This window comes from uncultured Varibaculum sp. (assembly GCF_902489465.1).
Lineage (GTDB): Bacteria > Actinomycetota > Actinomycetes > Actinomycetales > Actinomycetaceae > Varibaculum.
In genome coordinates this window covers 23,679-45,220 of record NZ_CABTZZ010000009.1, presented here as the reverse complement: position 1 = coordinate 45,220, position 21,542 = coordinate 23,679, and the positions used below count along the sequence as shown (strand labels likewise).

General features: G+C 51.8%; 19 protein-coding genes and 4 tRNA genes. 15 read left to right on the top strand and 8 right to left on the bottom strand.

Annotated features, from left to right (window positions below):
- Positions 1-213 precede the first annotated feature (213 nt).
- The 5 genes from RDM26_RS03055 (at position 214) to RDM26_RS03035 (ending at position 4,812) form a co-directional block, all read left to right on the top strand.
- The gene (locus RDM26_RS03055) at positions 214-1,125 is read left to right on the top strand and encodes a hypothetical protein (protein WP_307737573.1); all 912 of its coding nucleotides are present in this window, start codon (positions 214-216) and stop codon (positions 1,123-1,125) included.
- A gap of 32 nt (positions 1,126-1,157) precedes the next feature.
- Entirely contained in the window at positions 1,158-2,351 is a 1,194-nt protein-coding gene (locus RDM26_RS03050; RefSeq protein WP_307737572.1) for an efflux RND transporter periplasmic adaptor subunit, read from the top strand.
- Positions 2,352-3,095 (top strand): ATP-binding cassette domain-containing protein, encoded by a 744-nt coding sequence (locus tag RDM26_RS03045; RefSeq protein WP_307737571.1) that lies wholly within the window; start codon positions 2,352-2,354, stop codon positions 3,093-3,095.
- On the top strand, positions 3,082-4,251 hold the full coding sequence (locus RDM26_RS03040; protein WP_307737570.1) for an FtsX-like permease family protein: 1,170 nt from the start codon (positions 3,082-3,084) through the stop codon (positions 4,249-4,251). The genes RDM26_RS03045 and RDM26_RS03040 overlap by 14 nt, the downstream gene beginning before the upstream one ends.
- Positions 4,252-4,317: 66 nt before the next feature.
- Positions 4,318-4,812 carry a hotdog fold thioesterase gene (locus tag RDM26_RS03035; protein WP_307737569.1) on the top strand — a complete coding sequence of 165 codons (495 nt, stop codon included), beginning with the start codon at positions 4,318-4,320 and terminating at the stop codon, positions 4,810-4,812.
- 135 nt (positions 4,813-4,947) lie between these two features.
- On the opposite strand, the gene RDM26_RS03030 is transcribed toward RDM26_RS03035, so the two are convergent.
- Positions 4,948-5,036, bottom strand: a tRNA-Leu gene (locus RDM26_RS03030).
- Between the two features lie 345 nt (positions 5,037-5,381).
- Between RDM26_RS03030 and RDM26_RS03025 the strand changes: the two genes are divergently transcribed.
- From RDM26_RS03025 to pknB, 7 genes are all read left to right on the top strand, one after another.
- Positions 5,382-6,077 carry an FhaA domain-containing protein gene (locus tag RDM26_RS03025; protein ID WP_307737568.1) on the top strand — a complete coding sequence of 232 codons (696 nt, stop codon included), beginning with the start codon at positions 5,382-5,384 and terminating at the stop codon, positions 6,075-6,077.
- Positions 6,078-6,089: 12 nt separating this feature from the next.
- The gene (locus RDM26_RS03020; RefSeq protein ID WP_307737567.1) at positions 6,090-6,581 is read left to right on the top strand and encodes an FHA domain-containing protein; all 492 of its coding nucleotides are present in this window, start codon (positions 6,090-6,092) and stop codon (positions 6,579-6,581) included.
- On the top strand, positions 6,578-7,768 hold the full coding sequence (locus tag RDM26_RS03015) for a protein phosphatase 2C domain-containing protein (protein WP_307737566.1): 1,191 nt from the start codon (positions 6,578-6,580) through the stop codon (positions 7,766-7,768). The genes RDM26_RS03020 and RDM26_RS03015 overlap by 4 nt, the downstream gene beginning before the upstream one ends.
- 71 nt (positions 7,769-7,839) lie before the next feature.
- Positions 7,840-9,417 (top strand): FtsW/RodA/SpoVE family cell cycle protein, encoded by a 1,578-nt coding sequence (locus tag RDM26_RS03010; RefSeq protein ID WP_307737565.1) that lies wholly within the window; start codon positions 7,840-7,842, stop codon positions 9,415-9,417.
- Positions 9,401-10,873, top strand: coding sequence for a penicillin-binding transpeptidase domain-containing protein (locus RDM26_RS03005; RefSeq protein ID WP_307737564.1), 1,473 nt, complete (start codon positions 9,401-9,403; stop codon positions 10,871-10,873). The genes RDM26_RS03010 and RDM26_RS03005 overlap by 17 nt, the downstream gene beginning before the upstream one ends.
- Positions 10,866-12,791, top strand: coding sequence for a protein kinase (locus RDM26_RS03000; RefSeq protein ID WP_307737563.1), 1,926 nt, complete (start codon positions 10,866-10,868; stop codon positions 12,789-12,791). Before RDM26_RS03005 ends, RDM26_RS03000 begins: the two co-directional genes overlap by 8 nt.
- Positions 12,767-14,590 carry a Stk1 family PASTA domain-containing Ser/Thr kinase gene (gene pknB, locus RDM26_RS02995; protein ID WP_307737562.1) on the top strand — a complete coding sequence of 608 codons (1,824 nt, stop codon included), beginning with the start codon at positions 12,767-12,769 and terminating at the stop codon, positions 14,588-14,590. Before RDM26_RS03000 ends, pknB begins: the two co-directional genes overlap by 25 nt.
- A gap of 65 nt (positions 14,591-14,655) precedes the next feature.
- Here the strand turns inward: pknB and RDM26_RS02990 are convergent, their stop codons facing one another.
- Positions 14,656-14,850 (bottom strand): hypothetical protein, encoded by a 195-nt coding sequence (locus RDM26_RS02990; RefSeq protein ID WP_307737561.1) that lies wholly within the window; start codon positions 14,848-14,850, stop codon positions 14,656-14,658.
- Complete coding sequence (locus RDM26_RS02985) at positions 14,838-15,590, bottom strand: class E sortase (RefSeq protein ID WP_307737560.1); 753 nt, start codon at positions 15,588-15,590, stop codon at positions 14,838-14,840. Before RDM26_RS02985 ends, RDM26_RS02990 begins: the two co-directional genes overlap by 13 nt.
- Before the next feature lie 153 nt (positions 15,591-15,743).
- Between RDM26_RS02985 and RDM26_RS02980 the strand changes: the two genes are divergently transcribed.
- The 3 genes from RDM26_RS02980 to RDM26_RS02970 all read left to right on the top strand — a co-directional run bounded on the left by RDM26_RS02980 (position 15,744) and on the right by RDM26_RS02970 (position 18,239).
- Positions 15,744-16,013, top strand: a complete 270-nt coding sequence (locus tag RDM26_RS02980) for a cell division protein CrgA (protein ID WP_238127916.1) — start codon at positions 15,744-15,746, stop codon at positions 16,011-16,013.
- Between the two features lie 228 nt (positions 16,014-16,241).
- Entirely contained in the window at positions 16,242-17,234 is a 993-nt protein-coding gene (gene iolG / locus RDM26_RS02975; RefSeq protein ID WP_307737559.1) for an inositol 2-dehydrogenase, read from the top strand.
- A gap of 141 nt (positions 17,235-17,375) precedes the next feature.
- Positions 17,376-18,239, top strand: coding sequence for a TIM barrel protein (locus RDM26_RS02970; protein ID WP_307737558.1), 864 nt, complete (start codon positions 17,376-17,378; stop codon positions 18,237-18,239).
- 299 nt (positions 18,240-18,538) lie between these two features.
- Here the strand turns inward: RDM26_RS02970 and rpmG are convergent, their stop codons facing one another.
- From rpmG to RDM26_RS02945, 5 genes are all read right to left on the bottom strand, one after another.
- Positions 18,539-18,709 (bottom strand): 50S ribosomal protein L33, encoded by a 171-nt coding sequence (rpmG, locus tag RDM26_RS02965; RefSeq protein WP_024059865.1) that lies wholly within the window; start codon positions 18,707-18,709, stop codon positions 18,539-18,541.
- 69 nt (positions 18,710-18,778) lie between these two features.
- A tRNA-Met gene (locus RDM26_RS02960) sits at positions 18,779-18,852 on the bottom strand.
- A gap of 29 nt (positions 18,853-18,881) precedes the next feature.
- Positions 18,882-18,954, bottom strand: a tRNA-Thr gene (locus RDM26_RS02955).
- Positions 18,955-19,048: 94 nt separating this feature from the next.
- Positions 19,049-19,130 (bottom strand) — tRNA-Tyr (locus RDM26_RS02950).
- A 102-nt stretch (positions 19,131-19,232) separates the two neighbouring features.
- Complete coding sequence (locus tag RDM26_RS02945; RefSeq protein WP_307737557.1) at positions 19,233-21,515, bottom strand: hypothetical protein; 2,283 nt, start codon at positions 21,513-21,515, stop codon at positions 19,233-19,235.
- Positions 21,516-21,542 lie beyond the last annotated feature (27 nt).

Below are 21,542 nucleotides of genomic sequence, written 5' to 3'. Positions count from 1 at the left end.
ACTTGAGTTTTACGGTCAGAACTTAACTTTATTCCTCTGAGGGTGTCGAAGAAAAGTCTGCCCAAAATTCGCCCTCCAAACCATTGAAAAACAAAAAAGTCTGGTTTTATAGTTAGCGTATTGATTCATCATCCACAAAGTTAGGAGATTCCTATTCCGCTCCAGCTGGGCAGGCATTTTCTACTTTCCATTCAAGATATATTGAGGATCCGTATGAGAACCAACCATGCGCTGAAAATCTTACAAATACTCTGCGGAATTTCACTGGTTAGCTTTATGACGGCGTGCGCTTCACATCCGGTTGATGATAACGCTGAGTGGACTCCTAGTAAATCTGCTGTAAATAGCCACATTTATCTAAGCGAGACCAACGCTATTCTCTATCCCCCACAGGCAGAAACTAACCAGTTGCGTAATGCGTATTATGCGGCAGTTACTTCTTGTATGCAGAAACAAGGATTTTCCTATACTCCCACAGACGCCAATTCCCCATCATTGGAATTGATTTCAATGAACGAAAAGGCAATTGAAAATGTTTATGAATACGTCTCAGAAGAAGACGCGGTAAAATACGGCGTCGCCGCCCCAGGATGGTACGACCAGGATGCTAAAGCTCCAGACGATAAAATTTCGTCTCCCGAAGATCGGGCGCTCTACGGAGACGAAAACAGTAAAAACCCTTCAGGATGTGTAAACGAAGCAATGAAAGAGGTACTTCCAAAATATAAACGCATGGTCGAACTAGAGCAGGAAGCTACCAACATTTCTGTACAAGCCGCAGACGCAATCTCCACAACGAAAGACAAAGCTGCAGCAGCTTGGAATAAATGCATGAAAAACGAGGGATACACTCAGTTTTTATCCCCCTCTTCCCTGTCTAGCCCGAAGGGGGATGAGGCTCCCGACGTGTCCTGGCCAGCACCAAATCCCGGTATAGAAGAAATAAAGGCAGCTCAGGCCGCTTCTCGCTGTATGACAAGCACCAGGTATCTTGAAAAAGTTTCCAAAGCGGAGGCACTAGCGGTACATAAGATATTAGCGAAGAAACCAGGGCTAATCACGGAGTGGCAAGAACTACGCCAAGATAGCCTAAAAAAGAGTAAAAATATTTCCAGAGAAAACTAATATTTTCGTCCCACCACATAGGATGCTATAACTTGAAATTCTTGAGCCGCAGTAAACGTAAAGTTGCGTGGAAAACAGTCATTGTTACTGCTACTGGAGCAGCTATATGTCTGGGTTTTGTTTTACTTCTGACGTTGAGTTTCTTGTCCCCCTCCAAGGCGCGTCCTATCTCTAGTGCTCACCCGGTCGCTACCGCGAAAGTAGAAGCTGGAAAACTATCTCGCACGCTAACAGGAACAGCTAACATTTCGTCCTCTAGCGAAAGAGAAATTCCTCTTTCAGTTAGCAGCGAGGACGAAGTAGGGGTGATCTCGGCGTTGCCAGTCAGCGCTGGAAAACCTGCTCCCTACTGTCATGCTTTGCTAGAAATATCAGGGCGTCCCCTTTTAGCGTTAAACGGATTAATACCTGCCTACCGCGACCTCCATATCGGAGACAGCGGCAAGGATGTCACCCAGCTACAAAAAGCATTGAAGAGCTGCGGCTATTCGGTTTCAGCAGATGGACATCTAGGTAAATACACTGCCCAGCTCGTCGCGAAGCTCTATCGAAACAACGGTTATGCTCCGGCTCAGAACCCCAATAAGCGAAATAGCAGTCAGGATACCTCTGATAATAAATCCCAGCCAGAATCAGATGCCAAAAGCACTGACAACGAAACTGGCTCAGATGATTCATTAGTTATCCCCCGCAGTGAAGTCGCCTATATACCTGCCAATTCCACTATTGCCGAGCTGCCTGATTTGGGTAGCTATCTGGGTGAGAACTCTAGTGTGAAAATCGGGGTAGGCGCACCCTTAGCAATCCTGGAATTAGACGCAAAACAGATACTGAAGCTGCGTGAAGGTTTACCAATAAAACTGGAGTCTGGTCAATGGAATAATGAGACCACATTACCCGCAATTCCCACCTCGCCTGACTCCAATGATAGTGATGAAGAACAAAGCTCAGAACCAACATACACTTTGCGGATCCCCTTAAATAATCCCCCAAATAACGCCCTAACAACTTGTCAATGGAGCGTAACCATCGGTTCTAACACTACTTATCCGTTCACTGTGCCCGAGGCAGCAATCCGAGAGGATAACAAAGGGACTTATGTGCAAAAGAAGACCGGAGACTCTACCCAGAAAACTTATGTTGAAATTATCGAAAGTGGCGATGGAGCCGTAGCCATTAAAGGGGCAGTAAAAACTGGAGAAATTGTCTTGCTGGGAGATAAATAAGTGGACTCTAACGCTCAGGTTAATACCTTTGATATAGCCCCTCCGACTAATGAGCCCCCTATCCTAGAAATGCATAACTTAAACCGTACCTTCGGGACAGGAAATTCTACTGTTTATGCCTTAAAAAATGTGAATCTAAAAATAAAAAAAGGGGAATCAGTAGTAATTACCGGTCCTTCTGGGGCGGGAAAATCAACTCTCCTAAATATCCTAGGGTTATTAGACCCCAACTACGAAGGCACGTTAAGGATACAAGGGAAGGATTGCAGTAAACTAAAACCAGCACAAATTGATCAATTACGAGCTGATCACATTGGTTTTATTTTTCAGGATTTCGGTTTAATTCCTTACCTGAATGTAATACAAAATATCGAGTTGGGTTTTACCTACAGTAATCTCGAAAGGAACATACGAAAAGAAAAAACACTCTTTTGTTTATCGGCAGTGGGGCTAGAACATCGAGCAACCGCTCGTATTAGTACCTTATCCGGGGGTGAAAAACAACGGGTAGCCATTGCTCGAACCTTAACTAGGTCACCCAGTCTACTGTTAGCTGATGAACCCACGGGGAATCTCGATCAAGATAATTCCCAAAAAACTATTGAACTCTTATTGCAGGTACAACGGAGCAGTGGGTGCGCTCTGGTAGTGGTCACGCATGAGCCGGAAGTGCGCGACCATTTCGGCCACGGTTATTTGGTGGTAGATGGAAACGTGGAGCAGATCAATTATGACAAGAGTTAATTGGGGACTGCTACTACAGCAATCTCTTGGTGCCATCTGGGGCAGAAAAATGCGCTCCGTCATGACCGCGTTTGGGATAACCGTGGGGATTCTAGTTTTTCTTGTCACCTTAGGTTGGTCTCTCTCCGCCAGTGCCGACATAAACGCAACTTTCGATGAGCGTACCGCGACTACCATAACCGTTACTGCCCGTGAAGATGCTGAGCAAATACTAGATAAAAACTTCACTGACAGGGTGACGAAAATGCAGGGGGTAAAAGCAGCAGGACGTTACAGCGCCGCACCTCAAGCCGATTGCCGCACTCACCCCGGCGAGACTCAAGCCACTCCTATAATCGTGGCTGATCCCGGGTTTTTACAAGCCAGTGGCATGAAAGTAAAAAGCGGGAGATTTTTCGATAAAAGCGTGGAGCAATTTCCAGGGCCGGTCGCCTTGTTAGGGCCAACTGCTGCTAACAACTTGGATATGACCACAACTGACGGCACCACAAGAATTATTTGCGATGGCAAATCTATTCCAGTGTTTGGGGTCTTGTCCTCCACTGGCCAGGCCGCGGGCGCAAGTTCAGCGGTAATTATTTCTAAAAATCTAGACGGCAGTGATGTGTCATATCAAGCTGGAGAGGGACTTGCTGGCGTGGTTGAAACCGAGTTAGGTGCCACTAAAAAAGTGGCAGCTGCTCTTCCGTATGCAGTATCTGCCAGGCATTCAGAACTAGTAGCGGTCAGAATGCCACCAAGTACCGAAGAACTCCGAGGTAAAGTAACAACTTCATTAAACACAATGGCAATCGGGGTTTCTATTCTTTCCTTAGTAGTGGGAGCAATAGGAATTATGACAACTACGCTAACCTCGGTTATTGAACGCACTACAGAAATAGGGCTACGTCGTTCTCTTGGGGCACGTCCGCGTCACATTGCATGCCAGTTTATTATTGAAGGAGTGTTTCTTGGCGGCATCGGCGCTTTTTTTGGAGTACTTCTCGGCTTAGTTTCACTGTTAGTGTTAGTCAAGCTACAAGGGTGGACGCCAGTAATGTACCCGATAATACCGGTGCTATTGATTCCCGGAGGAATGATCATCGGAATACTCTCATCCCTGGTTCCTGCCTTACGTGCTGCTAAAATCCCTCCAGCAGCCGCCTTAAGACACTAAAGAACTGGAGCCTCTGAAATAGCAATCTAGCCATTTACCCTCTGCCGCCAGCAATAGTATGGGTGTATGCAAAAAAAACTGGTTTACCGCGACGAAGTTGACGACCCGATTGCTTTGCCGGATTTGACCGATCCCGAACAAACCTCCCGGTTCTTGCTTTCCTTGCCGGATGTTTCCGACAAGTGTCCCTCGGCTAAGGCACAGCTTATTGAGGCGATGGGGATCCGTTTTCACCACCTGGGCGCGGATTTGATGGTTTGCTCCATGCCGGTAGAGGGTAACCGCCAGACCCTGGGGGTGCTGCACGGCGGGGCGAATGCGGTGTTGGGAGAAACTACCGGGTCTTTGGCTGCCAACTATGCGGCTCCGGAAGGCAAACATGCGGTGGGGTCTAATATTTTTGTCACCCACCATCGTCCGGCCAGCGCGGGGCGGGTGTATTGCGTAGCGACTTTAGCCCAAAGCGGGCGCACCCTCGCGACTTATTTCTTAAAGATATTTTCCGAGGACGGGAAGCTTACTGCCTCCGGCACCCACACCTGCGCCTTTGTAGACGATTAGGGCGAGGCTGAGAAAAAACTGATTTCGATATTGCACGGATATTGCACGCGGAACTTTCATTAGACAACGTTCAGACAACGTGGAGACAATTTTTATTTTGACCGCTGCATTCCTACTGGTCAGAGCCTTAAAATCTGGTGCGCAAGGGGGGACTTGAACCCCCATGCCCGGTAAAGGGCACACGGACCTGAACCGTGCGCGTCTACCAATTCCGCCACTTGCGCTTGAGATTAACGCCCGGAAGCGTTAACCAACGAATAGAAATCTACCCCGAAACCAAAGGCGGGAGCAAGCCCAGGAGCAAAAGGCGTTACGTTTCACAAGTAATAAACAGGTTTTTCCTCTGCCGAGTAATAACCTACCGACTGACAACAGCTCCTATCCCCCAATAAGTTGCTAGAAATTCGTCCTATTGACCCTGGGATAATACTTATTAGCGAATTTTCGATTAACCTTGAAGTTAGGTATGTCTACTGCGCGCAGTTAGCACCGGCAATGTCCGGCTACTTATAACAGCGCAAGGCAGGCACTGACCGTAGATTCTTAGATTTACAGGAGAGGACGAAAATATGGGAGTGGTTGACCGCTTCGAAAAAGCCGTTTCTTTGGGGGTAAACGCCCCTTTTTCGAAGATGTTCGCCAGCTCGATTAAAGCCGTGGATGTAAAAACGGCTATTCGTGAGAGCATGGATAACTCCCGCGCCACCTTGAGTGACGGCCGGGTGGTGGTACCGAACGAATACCAGGTGTTGCTCAACCAAAAAGACTATGACTCGGTGATGGCGGCTAATTCGCAGGTGCTTTCGCAAGAACTCGCCCAAGATGCCACCGCCTATGCCACCGAACAAAGCTACGTGTTTGTCGGCCCGGTAGAAGTAGTGTTCTCAGCCGGAGACCACCCACTAGGGGAGCTAAAAATCGATAACTCGATCCGTCGCGGGCCGGCAGCGCCGGTAACTACCGCCGGCGCCAGCCCCTCCCATCCGATCATTGATATTGAGGGGCAACAGTGGCTACTCACCGAGCCGGTCACAGTGATCGGTCGCGGATCGGAAGCCGATATCGTAGTCCACGATCCGGGAGTATCCCGACGTCACCTGGAACTTCGGATTACTCCCCAAGGGGTAATTGCCACCGATCTGGGGTCGACTAATGGATCTTATGTAGAAGGGCATCGCATCAGTGCCGCCACTCTCTTAGACGGTAACGAACTAACGATCGGCCGCACCCACCTGCTATTTTGGACTTCAAGCGCGGATGAATAGTAGGCGGTAATCGTGGCGGTTGGACTTTTATACACTATTTTACGATTCGGTTTCGTAGCCCTATTGTGGCTGCTAGTTATCGGATTAGCGGTAGTGTTGCGTCGCGATATTTCCCTGGCCGCCACCGCCTCCGCAAAAACCCCAACCAGCCGCTCCCGTAAAGCTAACCGGCAACCTGATAAATCTAAACCTCGTAAAAGCAAACGTGGGGGTCGCCCTCGCTACTTAGCTTTCACGGGGGGTGCCTTAGCCGGAAATCGGTTAAAACTGGATGGACAACCAATCCTCTTAGGGCGATCCGGGGACTGCACGGTGCCTCTGCAGGATTCTTACGCCTCCAATCGACATGCCCGCATTTATTACCGTGACGGGCAATGGTTTATCGAGGATTTAAACTCAACGAACGGAACGTTCATTGACAACAACCGTCTCACCACTGCTCAGCTTTTAGAGCTGGGAATGGTAGTGCGGATTGGACAAACAACAATGGAGTTAACTAGATGAGCATCGGATTCAACTATGCCGCCCTGTCTGATATCGGCAAGATCCGCCAATCTAACCAGGATTCCGGTTACGCCGGACCCAACTTGCTGGTATTAGCAGATGGGATGGGCGGGCCTGCCGGGGGCGATATTGCCTCCTCGATTGCGATTGATCATTTACGCTCCCTCGACACCGCAGCAGATACCCCCGAGGAGGCTCTCGAAAGCCTACGGGAAGCAATAGCCCAAGCACACCAGGAGCTGTGCGAACGCTCCACCCAAGATCCGGCATTAGCCGGCCTGGGCACTACTTGTATCGCGATTCGTCGCAGCGAAAACGCTATCACTATGACCCATATTGGGGATTCTCGTGCCTACCGTTTGCGCGGCGGAGAATTGCGGCAAATGACCAATGATCATTCTTTCGTGCAATACCTGGTAGATACGGGACAACTCACCCCTGAACAGGCAGAGAACCATCCTCAACGCTCTGTGCTATTGCGGGTGCTAGGAGATTCCCAAGAGGACGTGAATCTTGACGAATCCCAACCCGACTTCACAGTAGGTGACCGCTGGTTGCTCTGCTCTGACGGACTATGCGGCTTTGTTTCTGGCCTCACCATTGGCAAGATTCTTTACCGGAGCGAAACCCCGCAACAGGCCTGTGAAACTCTAGTAGAACTAGCGCTAAAAGCGGGCGGGCCAGACAATATCACTTGCGTGGTTGCCGACATTGTCGAGGATCCGCAAGATAAAGAACCTCAGATCGTGGGGGCAGCTGCTACCGACCGGCTGGCTGAGCTCCGTAGCCAACAGACAGAAAAGCCCGGCGACGAAGCAGCCAGCGACGACCAGGACACATCCGATCCTGCCAGTCAAGATCAAACAGATAACGAGGACGAGGACGATTCTTTTAGTCAGGCGCGGGCGGCAATACCGACGGAATCTTTAACTGAGGAAGACTCTGCTCCCAAATATCGCTGGGGAAGAATCATCGGCGCGATTGTGGGACTGATAGTCCTGCTAGCCCTATTTGCCACTGCTGTGTGGTATGGCATGTCGGAACGACCCACTCCCACCCCGCCGGCCACGTCAACTTCGATTTCCGAAACTAAATCCCCTGCGACTACCGCAGAGGAAACCAAGCAAGAATCGGAGGCATCTGCAACCGCTGAAACTTCCTCGTCAAGCTCAGCTAGTAACTCCTAACTAACCAGTAGCCATCAAAAAATCGAACTACCAAGATGAGAGAGCAGATATAGGAAGGGGGTAATGTACTGGTGCCAAAGATAAAACACCCTACTGGCCGGCTGGCTGAACTATTGCTAATAGTGATCGCCCTGGCGATGTGTTTCTTGGGGTATTTCTCGATTAATGTTAACCGCACTGGGGCACTGCCCACTTCCTTCGTATTGCATATGTGCGTACTGGGTGCCTTCGCCCTCGCCACTCACCTAGCGGTTCGTTTCCTCGCCCCCTACGCTGACCCAGTACTTTTACCTGCAGTTTTAGCCTTGAATGGTATCGGGTTGGTGATGATTTACCGCCTAGATTTGGCCTATGGCCCAGATTCCATCCTGTATGTCGGATTCAAACAAGCGTTATTTACCCTGATAGGCGTAGTTTTGATGGTGATTACGCTGGCAGTAGTTCGTGACTACCGCAAGCTGCGTAACTACACCTATCTGTCGATGCTGCTGGCAATTGTACTGTTACTGCTGCCCTTAGCGCCGGTTATCGGACGCAGCATCAACGGAGCTCGCATCTGGATTAACATCGGGTTTTCCATCCAGCCCTCCGAGGTCGCCAAAATTTGTTTAGCAATTTTCTTCGCCGGATATTTAACTACCCGGCGGGAAGCCTTAATCCAAGGGGGAAAATCGCTGCTGGGAATGCGACTGCCACGACTAAGGGATCTCGGCCCCCTCCTGGTGGTGTGGGCAGCCTCCATTTTGATTTTGGTATTCGAGCGAGATTTGGGCACTTCCCTACTAATCTTCGGTTTATTCGTGGCCATGCTGTATGTGGCCACCAATCAAACTTCCTGGCTGCTAATCGGAGCGATCCTGTTCGCACCCGCAGTGTTCTTAGCTTCCCGCCTGTTTTCGCATGTGCAAGCGCGCATTGATGTCTGGCTCCACGCCCTCGATCCAGAAATCTATTCCCGCCCCATCGGAGGCTCGGGACAGTTAGTCTCCGGGCTATTTGGGATGGCTGACGGCGGTATTCTCGGTACCGGTTGGGCGCAAGGTTCGCCCTCCCTAACCCCCTTCGCGAACTCAGACTTTATTTTTGCTTCCCTCGGGGAAGAACTGGGGTTAACCGGATCCCTTGCTCTGCTCACGCTTTATCTTATTTTCGTAGAACGCGGGCTGCGTACTGCCTTGATCGTGCGCGATAGCTTTGGAAAGCTTTTGGCTACCGGGTTTGCTTTCACCATCGGATTCCAAGTGTTCGTGGTAGTCGGAGGATTAACCCGGGTGATTCCCTCTACTGGCCTTACCTTGCCTTTTGTGGCCGCGGGTGGATCTTCACTGGTCGCCAACTGGGTGATCTTGGCCTTGCTACTGCGCCTATCTAGCGAGGCGCGCCAGCCGGTAAGAACCGAAAGCGGAGTCATCGATACCGCCGAACTAGAAGCAATAATTGCTCGCCAACAAGACAAACGCTCTGCCTCGCTTAAGGCTAAGACTGCTAGCCGTAATAACTATCTCTCCTCCCCCGCTACTTCCCATCCCGGCGGGAAGCCGACCAAACGCGCCTCATCGGCGCAACCGCTTTCCAGCCCTGCAGCACCTGACGCCGCTTTTCCTGCGCGACCAGTTCCGGGAGGTGAACGTCATGAATCCACAGATTAAACGGCTTTTTTTCGTAGTCTTTGTCATGTTTTTATCTTTGATGGTGGCGTGCACCTATATCCAGTTCCTGGGGGCTGATTCCCTGAACGCGGATGGGCGGAATTCTCGCGCCTTTTACCGTTCCAAATATATTGAACGCGGCCCCATTATGGTGGGAGAAAACGCGATCGCGGCTTCAAAACCCACGAAAGACTCTACCGGTTACCGCAAGCGTTACCACCGGGTTTACTCCGAGCAAGCGCCGCTTTACTCTAATCTGACCGGTTATCTTTCCCCGGGAGGTAACGCTACCGGGATGGAACGGCTGCAGAACTCGGTGTTAATGGGAGAAGCCTCCAGCCAGGCATTATCCCAGTTACTAAAATATGCAGCGGGAGAGAATCAAAAGGGCGGAGGGATTGTCCTTACTATCGATCCGCAGATTCAACAGGCCGCAGCTCAGGCACTCGGCAATCGTAAAGGTGCGGTAGTTGCCATCAACTATCAAAGTGGGGCAATCCTCGCAGCGGTTACCACCCCGCGCTTTAATCCCAGTTCTTTAGCGACCGGCAGTGAAAAACAGTCACAACAGACCTTGAAGCAGCTGCAGGCTAACCCGTCCAAACCTATGCTAGATCGGGCTTTGCGCGGAGAATACCCTCCCGGTTCGGCTTTTAAAATCATTACTGCAGCTGCCGCCCTAGAACAGCAAATCCGCGCGCCTGAGGACGCCGTAGAGGCTCCCGTCTCGGTGCCACTGCCCGGCTCGCGGGCTAAAATTTCCAATATTGAATCCACGAGATGCGGAAATGGCCATCCCACTTTCACTTATGCCTTTGCGTATTCTTGTAACACGCCTTTCGCTAAGATCGGTCAAGACTTGGGGTATCAGGCATTAAAAGACAAGACCGAGGCTTTTGGTTTCAATCCCAAGAGCGATTTAAAGATTCCGCTGCCAGTCCAAAAATCTTATTTCCCTTCCTCCGACCCGGGGATAGCTTCCACTATGATGAGTGCGATCGGGCAATATGAGGTGCGCACTTCACCGCTAATGATGGCTACCGTAGCCGCAGCGGTAGCCAATCAGGGAACTCAGGTGCGTCCCTTCCTGGTCGCCGCCGAGTTGGGGTCAGATGGAAAAGCCACCAGAACTTATCGTTCCGGGGGCAAACTCGGAAAACCGATCTCTAAAGAGGTCGCCGCGCAGCTTAGACAGATGATGATCGCCACCGTTACCGAGGGAACCGGCGAAGCTGGCCGGGTAGCCGGAGTAGAGATGGGTGCTAAAACGGGAACTGCGCAAACCGGTGGCAACAAAACCGATGCCTGGTATGTGGGCTGGGCAGATACCCCTAACCTGCCTCTGGCTTTCGCGGTAGTAATTGAGGGCGATAATTCCAACCCCACCCCTCACGGCGGACCGGTTGCCGGACCGGTAGCAAAACAAGTGGTACAGGCGGCGATAAATCATGACTGATAGTCACGTATTACCTGTCCCGCCGCGCGCCGGGGAAGCCGAAATGTCAACTCCTCTGGAACCGGCAGCGACTGCTACCGGGCAGGCCACCAACGCGCAAAAAGCGGTTGCCTCCTTAAAAGTTGGGATGAAGATATCGGGGCGTTACCTGCTGCTTTCTCGCCTTGCGATCGGCGGTATGGGAGAGGTTTGGCAGACGCTGGATGAAAAAACTGGCGAAAGGCTGGCGCTTAAAATTCTGCGCCCGGAACTGGCGGGTAAAAAGCTTTTCCTGTCCCGATTGCAGATTGAGGCCTATAACGCTTCTCGGGTTCATCACCCGAACTTAGCGGAGGTACACGCCTCAGGAGAGGACTCCGGTCTGGGCTGGATCAGTATGGAACTGGTCGATGGGGTTTCGCTCACCGAAATCCTGGATCAGGAACACATTTTAGAGACTGATTTCCTGTTATCGGTGCTGTATCAGACCGCTGATGCTCTCAGTGCAGTACATGGTGCCGGCATTGTGCACCGGGATATTAAACCGGGCAACATTATGGTTACTCCTACGGGAGAAGTAAAACTAACCGATTTCGGGATTTCTAAGGCTCCGGGGCAAGTTAATTTAACGCAGGCGGGGATGGTTATGGGTACCGCGCAGTATCTGCCGCCTGAACAAGCGATGGGACAGCCAGCTACTCCCGCAGGCGACCTCTATGCCCTGGGGATTATCGCGTATGAAGCTTTAGCCGGCAAACGCCCCTTCAGCGGTGACAAACCGGTACATATTGCTTTCGCCCATGTTAATAAACCGGTGCCGGCTCTGCCTGATTCTGTGGCTCCCAGTTTGCGTGAACTGGTGATGCAGCTGTTAGAAAAAGAACCTCAAAAACGTCTGGCCAGTGCAGATACCTTAATGCAACGTTTAGTGGAAGTGCAACAGGCGCTTAATTCCGCAGGTGACTCGCCAGCTGCCCCCGCTGATGAAGACAGCGTTCCCGAGGTCGGAGAGGAAGCCGCCACTCTAGCAGAACCGGCAGAGCTGGCAGATAAAGCACCAGATCCGACGTCTACCGAACCGGCTGATCTGGAGAATCTGCAAGAGGATCTGGAAGAAATAGCGCAACTAGACCAGGCAGTACACATACCTTTACCTGCCAGCACCTCCGTTAAGGAAAGCCTTGATTCCCGGCAACAGGCGCCCTCGCCCGATATTGATGAGCCGGCAGCTGCCGCGACCACGAAAGACTCCACCTGGCAGCCTCAACCAACCGCTAGCGCTCCTAGAGAAGAAGACGGCTCCCCCATGCTCTATCTTTCCGGAGGGACGGTTCCGGCTCCCCAGATCCTACCGGATTCGGTGCCTTTACCCGAGAAAGCCTGGCAACAACGAGTACGCCTGCGCGAACGTCCTCGCGAGTTCGCGGCGCTGATACCTCCAGTTTCTGCTTCCCGACCCCGCTCGCAGTTAGAGCGTCTGCGTTCGCTGCCGCAAGCGCTTAACTGGCGCAAAGCGAGTGCGCCCCCTCGTTATGCCACGCCACCTTCGCCAGCGGCGCAAGCTGCTGCTCCCTCCCTAACGGCACCGTTAGCTGCTTGGAGCCGCCGGCTAGAATCCCAGATAGGCATAAGACCGGTTGACCCCTTAGCGGCGCAGGTGGCTAGATTACGTCGCCCTTACGAAAAAGCGCCCTTCTTGAGCCAGAAATGGTGGAACCAAGATGTTTCCAGAGCTAGACATGGAAACGCCACGCCTCGTTCTCCGCTATATCTGGTATTAGTAACCCTGATTTTGTGGATACTGGTAACCGCTTTAAGCCTGGGGGCTAGCCTGGTTTATTCCGCCGCCCCCACGCCGGTGCCCCCTCAACAAAAAGCTGTAATAATGGTAGTTTCGGAACAAAAGGAAGACCCATGGCAGAATCTCCATACCGCATAGGCGGAGGACGCTACGAAATCCGTTCCCTCATCGGCAGAGGGGGAATGGCGGAAGTACACCAGGCCTACGACACCCTGCTGTCGCGGGTAGTAGCGATCAAAATGCTGCGTATAGACCTGGCAAAGGACACGGTATTCCTGACGCGTTTTCGACGTGAGGCTTTGGCGTCTGCTTCCTTAAATCATGAAAACATCGTGCAGGTCTATGACACTGGCGAACAGGTGGTGACTGCCCCTGACGGCACCGAAGTGCACGTCCCCTATATCGTCATGGAGCTGGTAGAAGGGCACACGGTGCACCAACTCCTCACTGATGGCCAACCGGTACCGATTAACGAGGCCGTCGAAATCATGTCGGGGGTACTCAATGCCCTTGAGTATTCCCATAAACGCGGCCTGGTACACCGGGATATTAAGCCCGGCAACGTGATGCTTACCAATAGCGGAAAAATCAAGGTTATGGATTTTGGGATTGCCCGTGCCTTAGAAGACTCGGGACAGACCATGACCAGTACCGATGCGGTGGTGGGAACCGCTCAGTACCTATCTCCCGAGCAGGCACGTGGTGAAACCGTAGATACCCGTTCTGACCTGTACTCTTGTGGTTGCATGTTATTTGAACTGCTGACCGGAAGGGCGCCATTCAAAGGAGATTCCGCAGTTTCGGTTGCCTACCAGCATGTGGCCGAAATGCCGCCGCTACCGTCTGCTATTGCCGCCGATATTAGCCCCGAACTTGATCGCATGGTTATGAAGTCATTGGCTAAGCGACCCGAGGAACGCTATCAGGATGCGGCGTCTATGCGTTCGGATATGGTGCGGGCGGCCGCCGGAGCTGCTATTTCTGCCCCGATGCTGCCACCGCTACCAGTTACCACGCCGACAGAAGGCATTGCTGCCCCCCACACTTCCTATGCTCCCGCCCAGTGGTCACAGGTTCTGGGAGAGGATCCAGATAACGAGGACGAGGAAAAAGAGATTGCCCAAAAGAAAAAGAAGAGGAAAACTATTTGGGCAGTAGTCATGGGGATATTAGCGGCAATCGCCCTCATCGCGGTGGTTTGGTGGCTGATCACTTCCAATAAGAACCAGGAGCCCGAACAAGTGGCCATTCCCGAGAACATTATCGGAATGACCGCTATCGAGGCGCAACGCAGCTTAGAAGACCTGGGTTTAGTTATGGAGCAGGGGCAAGCTATAGCTTCTGACACCGTAGACAAAGGTAAAGTCGCAGCTACCGATCCTAAACCTGGCTCACTGGTAGATATAGGTTCGACAGTTACTATCCAGCTGTCTTCAGGTGCTGCCGAAATTACCGTTCCCGATGTTTCGGGACAAACCCAAGAGGCAGCTCGGAAGACCTTAGAGGATGCGGGTTTGCAGGTCGGCTCGGTAAAATACGAGGACGATTCCAAAGTTGCAGCCGATCGGGTTATTCGCACGACTCCGGAGGCGGGATCTTCGGCCACCAAGGATGATGAAATTATTCTGGTACTTTCTTCCGGTTACGTATCGATCGATTCCGGGCAGGTTGTCGGTAAAACTCAGGAAGAGGGGTTGAAATACCTCGCTGACTTAGGTTTACAGACGAATACGATCAGTGAAGAAACCACTGAGGCTCCTAATGGGCAAATCATTGCGGTGGATCCTTTGGGACGGGTTAAGGTAGGCAGCTCTGTCACGGTTAAAGTGGCGAAGACGCCGCCTGCGCCCTCACCTGGTTCCTCGTCTTCCCCGTCTACCTCGCCAACGGGAGATAATGCCAGCTCGGAACCTTCCCCGAGCAGCTCTACCCCTTAGGTTTAGCATCCCCTGGCCACTAGCTGTGGTTATACCCAGTTAACGGCAGGTGCTGTATAGCCAGCTTATAACCAGCTTGCCTGGCTGCTGCTATATCCTTGGGGGCTGCCCACGGTGGTACCGGTTAGATCCAGGGTTTGGGAAATCCAGGGGAATAGCCACCAAAAGCAGGCCATAATGATGAGGGCGATTATCAGTACTACCTGCAGGAATTTCAGCCACTTCGGGCCGGGCAGTAGATCCCAGATTAGCCCGCACATGCGTTGCCTCCTTCTGCCAGTTCTTTGGGGATGCCGCTATCTCTGGGCACCCAGTGATTGAAAGTTAGATGCACGATATAACGTTCCCAGTTGCCATACTCCGGGTTGCAGGTGGTCATAGTCATTAGGCGTTCGCTGGGCTGCTCCCCCGGTTTTTCTGGCACCGGTAAGATCACATCCGATTGGGTAGGAAGCACAATCTTATGGTCCCTGACCTTATAGATCAGCCACTCGTTTGCAGTCTCCATCACCACGGTGTCCCCGGGTTTTAACACGTCAATGCGGCGGAAGTTAGAACCAAAGGAACGACGGTGGGCGGCAACCGAGAAGTTTCCGATTTGTCCGGGAAGCGCCGTCGTTTCATAGTGCCCAGCAGCCCCGGTATTCAAAATGGTTTGCGTAGTACCTTCTTTAACCGGAATCACCATATAGTTCCATTTCGGAACATGCAGTGCCCCTAGGGTTTCATTTTCTTGCTTGATTCCCCCGCTGGGCGGAGCGCTAGTGCGTTCGTCCTTCGAAATACGATTGGGACAGGATTTATTGGCTTGCTGGAACGAGGTTAAAGCTTTCTGGTTATAACTGGCAACCTGCCAGTCGGTGACAAAAACGTCCCAGAACGCGAAGAGCCCGGCCAGCAACCCCACGATAATTAATAGCTCGCCGAAAGCCGCAATGGGATCAAAACGATGCCGACGGTTATTGGTCGCTGACCGCGCTTGCTTGGTTTTCCTACTCATATTCTTCCGAGTTCGCTTACTGTGGGTTCAGGACGCGATGTCCTGGTATCATCCTAGACTTAATTTACCGGAAAACGGATCTAACTAGGTCTACAGCGCCAATAACACTAGAATGAACCTAGCTAGTAAAACCCTACTTTTGGAGGTCACCCCGTGCCGGAGTCTCGTAAGCGTAAAGGCGCTAAGCCCCACCGCGAACAACAGCCAGAGGAGTTAAACAAGTCTTGGGCTGCTGATATGAAGCCTTCCCCCAGTTGGTGGGCACCGCTTTCGGTAGCGTTAATGCTGGTCGGCCTGGTGCTGGTGGTTATTTACTATATTTCTTCTGGTTCCTACCCCATCCCCAATGCCGGTAACTGGAACCTAGCTTTGGGTCTAGGCGTAGCTTTCGGAGGCTTTTTAATGCTACTGCGCTGGAAGTAGCGTTTTATTCGATTTTTCTAGGAGGGTGCGCGCGTCCTTCTATCTTGCGACTACCTGTATCCCCGTAATCGCTACCGGATACCGCGGTACATAGCTAAATGGTTATCGGTTTTACCGAAATTTTTTGTTTATGTATTTACATTCGTAAATTATTCCTTTATTCTTGTTTATTGTAAGGACAAAGGAATGGGAGCTTAGTTACTCCCCTGCAGAGAACAGAGTTGTTTTATGTTGAAATTTGGATTACTGGGTGCCGGACGAATCGGGCACGTTCACGCAAAAACCCTAGCGGCCAACCCAGATGCTTCTCTTGAAGTGGTTTTTGATATCCGCCAAGAAGCGGCTGACGAACTCGCTAAACAATACGGGGGACGCGGAGTAACCGACGAAAAAGAAATTTGGGATAACCCCGATATTGATGCCGTGATCATTGGTTCTCCCACGCCGCTGCACGTTCCTCATATCATCGCCGCTGCTAAATCTGGTAAAGCTGCCCTGTGCGAAAAACCCGTTGCCATGGAAACCGCGAAAGTTGAAGAACTGCGCGAAGCGCTCAAGGGACTAGATCCCACGGTGATGTTGGGTTTCAACCGCCGTTTTGATCCCTCTTTTGCGCGGGTAAAAGAGCTGATGGATAAGGGCGAGATCGGTGAAATTGAACAAGTAACCATTATTTCACGCGACCCGGCGGCTCCTCCTGCGGACTACATTAAAGTTTCCGGGGGAATCTTCAAAGATATGACCATCCATGATTTCGATATGGCTCGTTTCTTGCTGGGAGACATTGACACCGTCACTACCATCCCGCAGAACCTAGATCCCGAAATTGCGGCTTGCAACGACTATGACGCCGCGGTGATTGTGCTAACCGCCAAGTCGGGAGCAGTAGCCACCATTATCAATAATCGTCATTGCGCCACTGGCTATGATCAGCGCCTAGAGGTAACCGGCCATGACGGGCAATTAAATGCCGACAATCAGCGTCCCACCACGGTGTCGCTTTCTAAAGACAGCTATTCTCTGTCCCGCGAACCGTACCTGGATTTCTTCCTAACTCGCTACGCCGAGGCCTATGCGGCTGAGCTAAACCAGTTCATTTCGGTAGTTACGGAAGGCGGCAAGCCTACCCCTTCAATCGAGGATGGCGCTCAAGCGCTGCTACTAGCAGAGGCCGCTGGAAAGTCAGCTCGCGAACAACGCCCGGTCAAAGTAGGCCAATAGGTTACCGAGCGGCATCCAATAAGGATTATGGAGGACGCGCCAGTAACCAGGGCGTCTTATCAGACAGCAATAAAAGTAGATAAAGAAGAAAACAAGTTGAACAAACCCTATTTACCTGTATAAATACCAATGGAGGATAATATGAAGATTGCGGGAGCTCCTATTTCTTGGGGTGTATGTGAAGTACCAGGTTGGGGATACCAGATGACCCCTGAGCGGGTGCTGACCGAGATGAAGGAAATCGGTTTAGCCGCGACTGAATTCGGCCCCCAGGGGTGGTTGCCGATTGAGGCCGCCGCTCGCGCCGAAGAAGTTAGCAAGTACGATTTGAAGCCGGTGGGAGCTTTCTTCCTGGCGATTATGCACGACCCCGAGATTGACCCGATTCCGGCAGTACAGAAGGAGCTTGAAGCCTTTAAAGTTGCCGGTGGCGAGTACCTGATTCTGGCAGCTGATTCCGGCCGTGACGGTTATGATGATCGCCCGGTACTTGATGAGGAAGGATGGAAGACTCTGTTCGGGAACTTGGATCGGATCAGCGATGTTTGCGCTGAAGCCGGGGTGAAAGCCTGCGTGCATCCGCACTGGGGAACCATGATTCAAAATGACTGCGAGATCCGCAAAATGCTGGATGAATCCAAGGTAGCCCTGTGCCTGGATACCGGACATATGGTTTGTGGCGGCTGTGATCCAGTGGCAATCGTTAAGGAATACCCCGGTCGCACGGTGATCGTCCACGCCAAAGATGTACATAAGGAAATGACTGACAAGTTGCTACCTGGTGAAATCACCTGGTCGCAGGGAGTTAAGGCCGGCATGTTTGCCCCCATCGGAGAGGGCGACATTGATTTCGGTACCATTGTGTCTGAACTGGACAAAGCCGGGTTTGACGGCTACTACGTGCTGGAACAGGACATCATGATTGATGCGGAACCTCCGGCTGGTGGCGGCCCGAAAGCTAATGCCCAGAAGTCTTTGCAGGCGCTGCAAAAACTGGCTGGTTAGGGAGCTAACTACTAGGGGGCTGGGGTAATCCTGAGATTGGGATTACCTCAGCCCCTAGCGCCGAACTGAAATAGTAAATGGTTGGGGGTCGCTTAGCAGCGACCCCCAACCATTTAGTATTAAGCCTATACGTTTGGCGTTAAGCCTAAACTGTATTCTTTTATCTTTATTTCTAGCTGATTATTCCAACGGTTTCCGCATCCATTAGCGACTATTCCAAGTTAACGATCTGGCACATAGAGAACGGATACGCGACAGACCCGCAGGAGCCGAGAGCAGCTAGCTAAATGATCCCGCCCTTAGCGAGTCTCTTTGTGCGAAGTCGACTTACGGCAACGCGGGCAGTACTTCATCAGTTCCAGACGATCCGGATTATTCCGGCGGTTCTTCTTGGTGATGTAGTTACGCTCTTTGCATTCACTGCACGCCAGAGTGATCTTAGGACGTACGTCGGACGACTTGCTGGCCATTCTTATTTACCTCTATGTCTCGGGCCGCCCGATTAGCGGCATTACCTATTTTCAATCGAAATTGAAAAGTAGCGAGGGCGGGGTTCGAACCCGCGACCTCACGATTATGAGTCGTGCGCTCTCACCAACTGAGCTACCCCGCCGCTTGAGGATCTGTGAAAACAAACCCTAGAGCCCCGACAGGGATTTGAACCCTGGACCTTCTCCTTACCATGGAGACGCTCTGCCTACTGAGCTATCGGGGCAACAGTAAACGTAGCTGCTGGTTAAACAGATTTTACTCCGTCCTGCCAGTTAGCAGTCTACCTGTTTGCCGCCAAGTCCGAAAACTTAGCATCGTGGCGGGTGAGGGATTCGAACCCCCGAAGGCTACGCCGGCTGATTTACAGTCAGATCCCTTTGGCCGCTTGGGTAACCCGCCTCGTGCACTCAGGCACCTCAAAAGACTATCAAACGGAGTTAGGCATACAAAAACTCTAGAGAGGAAAGTTACCGACTTCACCGAATTTTGATTATTTAGCCTCTAGCTTCTCAGTTTTTGCAGTTGCGACTTTTCCTTGGCACTTAAAATCAGCATGACATCGAGAGCCGGAAGGGTAAATAATCCCGCGCAAACTAGGATCAGAGCCCCAGAATCATTCGTTAGTGCCGCCAGTACGGAGGTAAGCAACACTCCCTTGGCAAAATAGGCTGCCCCCGGAATGCGATTCAACGTCGACAACCCTCCGCCAAGCCGCGCGTGGGGACGACTCGCGACGCCGCTTGCACCTCGTTTGCGTCTAATAAGGTACCAAATAGTTACCCCAGCTCCCAGAATTACCAAAACCGTGAAGATGAGGGAGCCACCGAAGGTATTCACCATGGCTTCAGCTTTACGCTTCACAATAATTCCTCCGCCTCCATTCGCCACCTCGGAAATAAAACGCCCAAAGTGAGTGCGGGCAGGGGGGCTAGCTAGCTTGTCGACCAATACAAATAAACTCGAGGCCAAAAATGCGGCGACTATAAGCGCCACTACTTTTCCTGGCCCCACCTTTTTGCCTAGTACCCAGTTCAGAGTGATCCCTATCCCGAGAATCATGGCTAGCGGCCCGCCTACATCGGCTCCTAGCCAGGGGAAACCATCTAGGATTACGGCTACTGTCAGCAGAGTGAAACCGTAGATAAAGTAGCGACGGCGCCGCTCCGGGAACTTGGCCACTGCAGGCGCTAAAACCAGGCATTCTAGGGCTAAGACCGCGGCGAATAAGAAAGAATACTTATTGTTATTTAGCCCGTAGAAACGAGTAGCAGCAGTGGCGGCAGAAGAGAACATGGCAGAGATTTGATCGGGAGATCCCGTTAATAGGCTGACCAGCAACCAGATAATCACTAGAGTTGCAGCGACCAGTACCGGAGCAGAAAATTGCAGCCCTGCCCACCACCTGGCAACAACCTTTCCGGCGGCCAGACAAAACACCGCCAAAGCCAGGGAGATTGCAATCAGTAACAAGAAAAATTGCACGGTAAGGAGGGGAACCGACATTTGTAGGACGTTGGCCGTAAAATTCCCGCCAGTTCCCCCCAAGATACCGGCCGGAATATTAGACGCCAGGAAACTAGCCGGCCCCAGTAAGCTGGCGCTCAGGCACAAGAGCACGATTACCTTACGGGAGCTACTAGAGAGCCCCAAATACTCCCGTCGTAGTAGAAATACCAAAAGCCCCACTGCTGCCAATAAGATAATCCCGGTTAGCACAATAAAGCGCGCCTGCAGAATGCTTGCCTGATCGGATCGCAGAGCCTGGTTGCGCAACCAGTCTAAATTGCCGGCCATTCCATAGTCTCGCGCGACGCTAAAGGTTCCTCCCACTAGATATTCAGGAGCGTTTGCACCGGTGGCATCGAGGATGCGGCTGGTGAAGTCAACGGTAGACACTAACCCCAACTGTCGGGTAGAAGAGGAACGAATTATTCCCGGCTTTTCCCCGTGGGCGCGGGTAAAAGCCATCCCTAAATGGGGCGTGGCGGAATGATCGGCAACGTCTAAACCGAAAACCAGATCTGCGGCTTGAGCGGCTTTCAGGGCGGCAGTAAGAGAGGCCAAAACCTGTTTACTGCGGGGTTTGTCTGTTCTATCTGCTCCCGGTAAACCATCGGCAGGAGTGGCGTTTAACGAAGTGGAGGAAACTTTAATAGCGCTATTTGAACTTACCAATCCCACATCGACAATAGTGACTTCGGCGTCCTCTAAAGCCACTTTTACCTGGGAGGTAAGCTCCTCGGCAGTTGCTCGCGGACGATAGTTAGCTACCCTTCCACTATTATCCATAGCGGCCACGCTGGCTCCCGGACCGATAGCCACCACTTTTTTACCCTGTTCTGCCAGACTTTTCCCTAAAATTCCGGGAACGGCTTGTTCATTTTGCCGAGCGGCATCTTTTTGCCATTCTTTTAGCGCAGCTGCGGAGAAAACACCGTCACCCAGAGCGGGAATTTCGGGGCAATATCCCTGGGCACGGGCTTTAGTGGGAGTTACTCGCATGCCTGTCGATAAACTTAGATACCCATCTAAGGGACAGGTAGTTTTAGCCGCGTTATGGCGAGTCAAGTTAGCTACCCTAGCTGTTCCTAGAGCCTCCAAGAATTCTTTGCCCTCTTTTTCTGCCGGATCGATGTCTGACCAGGAAAGACCGGAGGAAATAAGGACGAGGACGCGGGGATGCTCGCGCGCCTGAGCGGGCAGGGGTATAAGTAGCGCTAACGCTAAAGCAGAAATCAAAATAGCAATAGCGTGCCGCGACCTGCGAGAGCAGCGTTTGTTCACGTCCCTAGCATATCTGGGTTTTGTTTC